Here is a 3,661-nt window from a genome sequence, read left to right as displayed (position 1 = left end):
ACCATGCTGCTGCTGGTCTACACCGTGGTCTCCGCGCCGCAGGCGGGCTGGGGCTCGGCCCGCACCATCGGATCGTTCGTCGCGGTGCTGGTGCTGGGTGCGGCATTCGTCTACGCGGAGAGCAAGGTTCGCTACCCGCTGGTGCGCCTGGGCATTCTGCGCAAGCCCACCCTGGTCCGGGCCAGCCTGGCCATCATCGCCGTGGCCGGTTCGTACTTCAGCTGGCAGTTCATCACCACGCTGTACCTGCAGGACACCCTGGGCTGGTCGCCGCTGAAGCTGTCGATGGCGCTGCTGCCCGTGGGTCTGCTGGTGGTCGCCTCGGCCTTCGTCTCCGACAAGCTGGTCGACCGCTTCGGCACCGGCCCGATCATCGCGATCACCATGGTGGTCATGGCCGTCGGCTACCTGCTGTACCTGCGCATCGACACCGCGCCGTCGTACCTGACCGTGCTGCTGCCCGCCGTGCTGCTGGTCGGCATCGGCTGGGTCGGCTTCCCCGCCATCAATATTCAGGCCACCAGCGGCATCGAGGATGACGAGCAGGGTCTGGCGGCGGGCGTGCTGCAGACCGCCATGCAGGTCGGCGCGGCCATCGTGCTCGCGGTGACCACCGCCATCGTCACCTCGGGCGTGCCGAGCGAGCCGACCGCGCAGTCCATGCTCGACACCTACCGTCCGGGCCTGCAATTCGCCGCCGGCGTCTCCATCGTCGGAGCCCTGGTCGCCCTGACGGTGTTCCTCCCCAAGTTCCGGGCCCGCCGTCAGGAGGCTCGCGAGCTGGAGGTCGAACTGGTCGGCTGATGACCCACCGGCCGGTACTGCCGCTCACACAGGACCGGCCGGTCACCTGAAAAGAGAAAGGGCGCACCGCATTACGCGGTGCGCCCTTTCGTCTGCGGCTGTTACGGCAGGCGCAGCTCCGCCAGGCGCGGGGCCGCCGCATCCTTGTCGGAGCGAAGGAAGGTCAGCGGTTCCCCGTTGCGGCCCACGGTCGGCCACTCGATGGCCAGTTCCGGATCGAAAGCGTCCAGGTCCCGGTCGAATTCGGGGGAGTACTCCAGCGAGCACAGGTAGTTGACGGTCGAGTCGTCCTCGAGCGACAGCAGCGCGTGCCCCAGGCCCTCGGCCAGGAACACCGCCTTGCGCTCCACATCGTCGATGACGACCGCGTCCCACGTCCCGAAGGTCGGCGAGTCGCGACGCAGGTCCACCACCACGTCCAGGAACGCCCCGCGCACGCAGGTCACGTATTTGGCCTGTCCGGGCGGGGTCTCGGTGTAGTGGATGCCGCGCAGCACGCCCGCCGCGGAGGTGGAGATATTGACCTGCAACAGATCGAAGGGCCGCCCGACGGTCTTCTCGAATTCCGAGGCCTTGAACGACTCGTAGAAGACGCCGCGTTCATCGCCGAACTGGCGGGGCGTGAATTCCCACGCGCCCGGCACCGACAGTTCCCGAATCCCCATGTCTCACTCCCAAGTTCGGCCGTGGTCCAGCAGACCCAGCAGGTATTTACCGTAGCCCGAGCGCACCAGGGGTTCGGCCAGTCTGGTCAGCTGATCATCGTCGATGAAGCCCAGTCGCCAGGCCACCTCCTCCGGCACGCCGATCTTGAGGCCCTGCCGCTCCTCGATGGTGCGCACGTAGTTGGCGGCGTCCAGCAGCGAGTCGAAGGTGCCGGTGTCGAGCCAGGCGGTGCCGCGGGCCAGCACCTGCACGTGCAGGCGGCCCTGTTCCAGGTAGGCCCGGTTGATATCGGTGATCTCGTATTCGCCGCGGTCCGACGGCTTCAGGTCGCGGGCGATGGCGAGCACGTCGTTGTCGTAGAAGTACAGCCCGGGGATGGCGTAGTTGGACCGCGGGTGCTTGGGCTTCTCCTCGATGGAAATGGCCCGGCCGTCGTCGAATTCGACCACGCCGTAGGCGGTCGGATCGGAGACCCGGTAGGCGAAGACCGCGCCGCCGTCGAGATCGTGGAAGCGCTGCAACCGGGTGCCCAGGCCCGGACCGTGGAAGATATTGTCGCCCAGCACCAATGCGGCGCTGCCGGTGCCGATGTGATCGGCCCCCAGCACGAAGGCGCGCGCCAGCCCGTCCGGCTCCGGCTGCACCACGTACGAGATGGAGACGCCGAAGCGGCTGCCATCGCCCAGCAACCGCTCGAAGGCCGCGCTGTCCTCGGGCGTGGTGATGACCAGGATGTCCTGGATCCCCGCCAGCATGAGGGTGGACAGGGGGTAGTAGACCATCGGTTTGTCGTACACCGGGACCAGCTGTTTGCTCACCCCGCGGGTGATCGGGTGCAACCGTGATCCGGTGCCCCCGGCCAGGATGATTCCGCGCATGTCACGAGAGTCTGCCAGTTCGTGCGCGGGCGCGACGGCCAGGTTCCGAGTGGACCTCGAATCGATCACGCCCGTTTACCACGATGCGGATCCGGCGATTTCTGTTGCGTAGGTCACCTTCCCATGGTGTTCTGAAACAACACTATGTGAGATGTCAGCGCCGACTCTCCAACGGTTCGGCGCGCCAACAACGAGGTAGGTGCGCGATGGCTCACGAAGACGTCCCCGTCCAGAACCCGAACCGGACCAGCGCCGCCGCGCGGATGCTCGAGCTCGTCTCCCGCACCATGATCCGCCCCATGGGCGAATTGATGCCCGTCACAGCCGCTTCCATGCCGATGGTCAGCGGCGTCATCAACAACCTGGCCAAGCTGCGCCCCTCGCCCAGCGGCGTGGAACGGGAACAGGTGCAGCTCAAGGGCTTCCGGATGGAGATCGTCCGCCCGGCCGGGGCGAGCAAATCGCTGCGCGACGGCGCGTTGCTCTACATGCACGGCGGCGGCTTCTTCCTCTGCGGGCTCGACACCCATCGCCCCGTGGTCGCCTCGCTCGCCCGCCGCACCGGGTTGCCGGTGATCAGCGTCGAGTACCGGCAGTTGCCGGAGACCGATATCGCCGGGGCCGTCGCCGACTGCCTGACCGCCTACAAATGGTTGCTGGCGCACGGCGCGCCCGCCTCCCGCGTGGTGTTCGCGGGCGACTCGGCCGGCGGCTACATGACCTTCGCGACCGCCCTGCGCGCACGCGACACCGGGCTGCCGGTCCCGGCCGGACTCGTCGGCCTGTGTCCCGCACTGGATCTCGACTGCACCGAGAAGCGCCGCCACCCCAACTACCACCGCGACGCGCTGATCCCGCTCTCCGCCCTGGAATCGGTGGTGAAGATCGGTGCGGAGGTCGACGGCCGGATCGATCCGCGACTGTCACCCGTCAACAACGTGCTGGCGGGGCTGCCGCCCGCGCTGCTCATCATCGCCGAGGACGAGGTGCTGCGCCGCGACAGCGAGATCATGGCCGAGCGCCTCGCCGCCTCGGGAGTGCCTGCCACGCTGGAGATCTGGCGCGGCCAGGTGCACGCCTTCATGGCCATCTTCCCGAACATGCCCGAGAGCCGCGCCGCCCTCGCGCACGTCGCGCGCTTCGTGCGCGAGCGCATCGAGGCCGGCCAGGTCGCCCGTACGGCCTGATTCTGTTCTTACACAAGCGAAACCCCCGCCCGGCTCAGCCGGGCGGGGGTTTCGTAGAGCTGCGGTCCGCGTCTTACTTGGCGGAGATGTGCGGCTCGTTGATGGTGGAGAAGTACTGGATCGCGG

General features: G+C 67.9%; 4 protein-coding genes. 2 read left to right on the top strand and 2 right to left on the bottom strand.

The genetic code is table 11. From position 1 onward, the window contains the following. Positions 1-804: MFS transporter (locus tag ACWELQ_RS40950; RefSeq protein ID WP_452402371.1), on the top strand; the 804-nt coding region annotated here is incomplete at its 5' end. A 101-nt stretch (positions 805-905) separates the two neighbouring features. Here the strand turns inward: ACWELQ_RS40950 and ACWELQ_RS40945 are convergent. Beyond that, complete coding sequence (locus tag ACWELQ_RS40945) at positions 906-1,469, bottom strand: dTDP-4-dehydrorhamnose 3,5-epimerase family protein (RefSeq protein ID WP_452402370.1); 564 nt, start codon at positions 1,467-1,469, stop codon at positions 906-908. Between the two features lie 3 nt (positions 1,470-1,472). Beyond that, positions 1,473-2,348 (bottom strand): glucose-1-phosphate thymidylyltransferase RfbA, encoded by an 876-nt coding sequence (gene rfbA / locus ACWELQ_RS40940; protein ID WP_452402369.1) that lies wholly within the window; start codon positions 2,346-2,348, stop codon positions 1,473-1,475. Positions 2,349-2,554: 206 nt separating this feature from the next. On the opposite strand from rfbA, the gene ACWELQ_RS40935 reads away from it, so the two are divergent. Further along, a complete protein-coding gene (locus ACWELQ_RS40935; RefSeq protein WP_452402368.1) occupies positions 2,555-3,535 on the top strand; it encodes an alpha/beta hydrolase in 981 nt (326 codons plus the stop codon). The last annotated feature ends 126 nt before the right edge of the window (positions 3,536-3,661 follow it).

The organism is Nocardia sp. NPDC004722, assembly GCF_053601505.1.
This window is presented reverse-complemented; position numbering and strand designations above follow the sequence as displayed.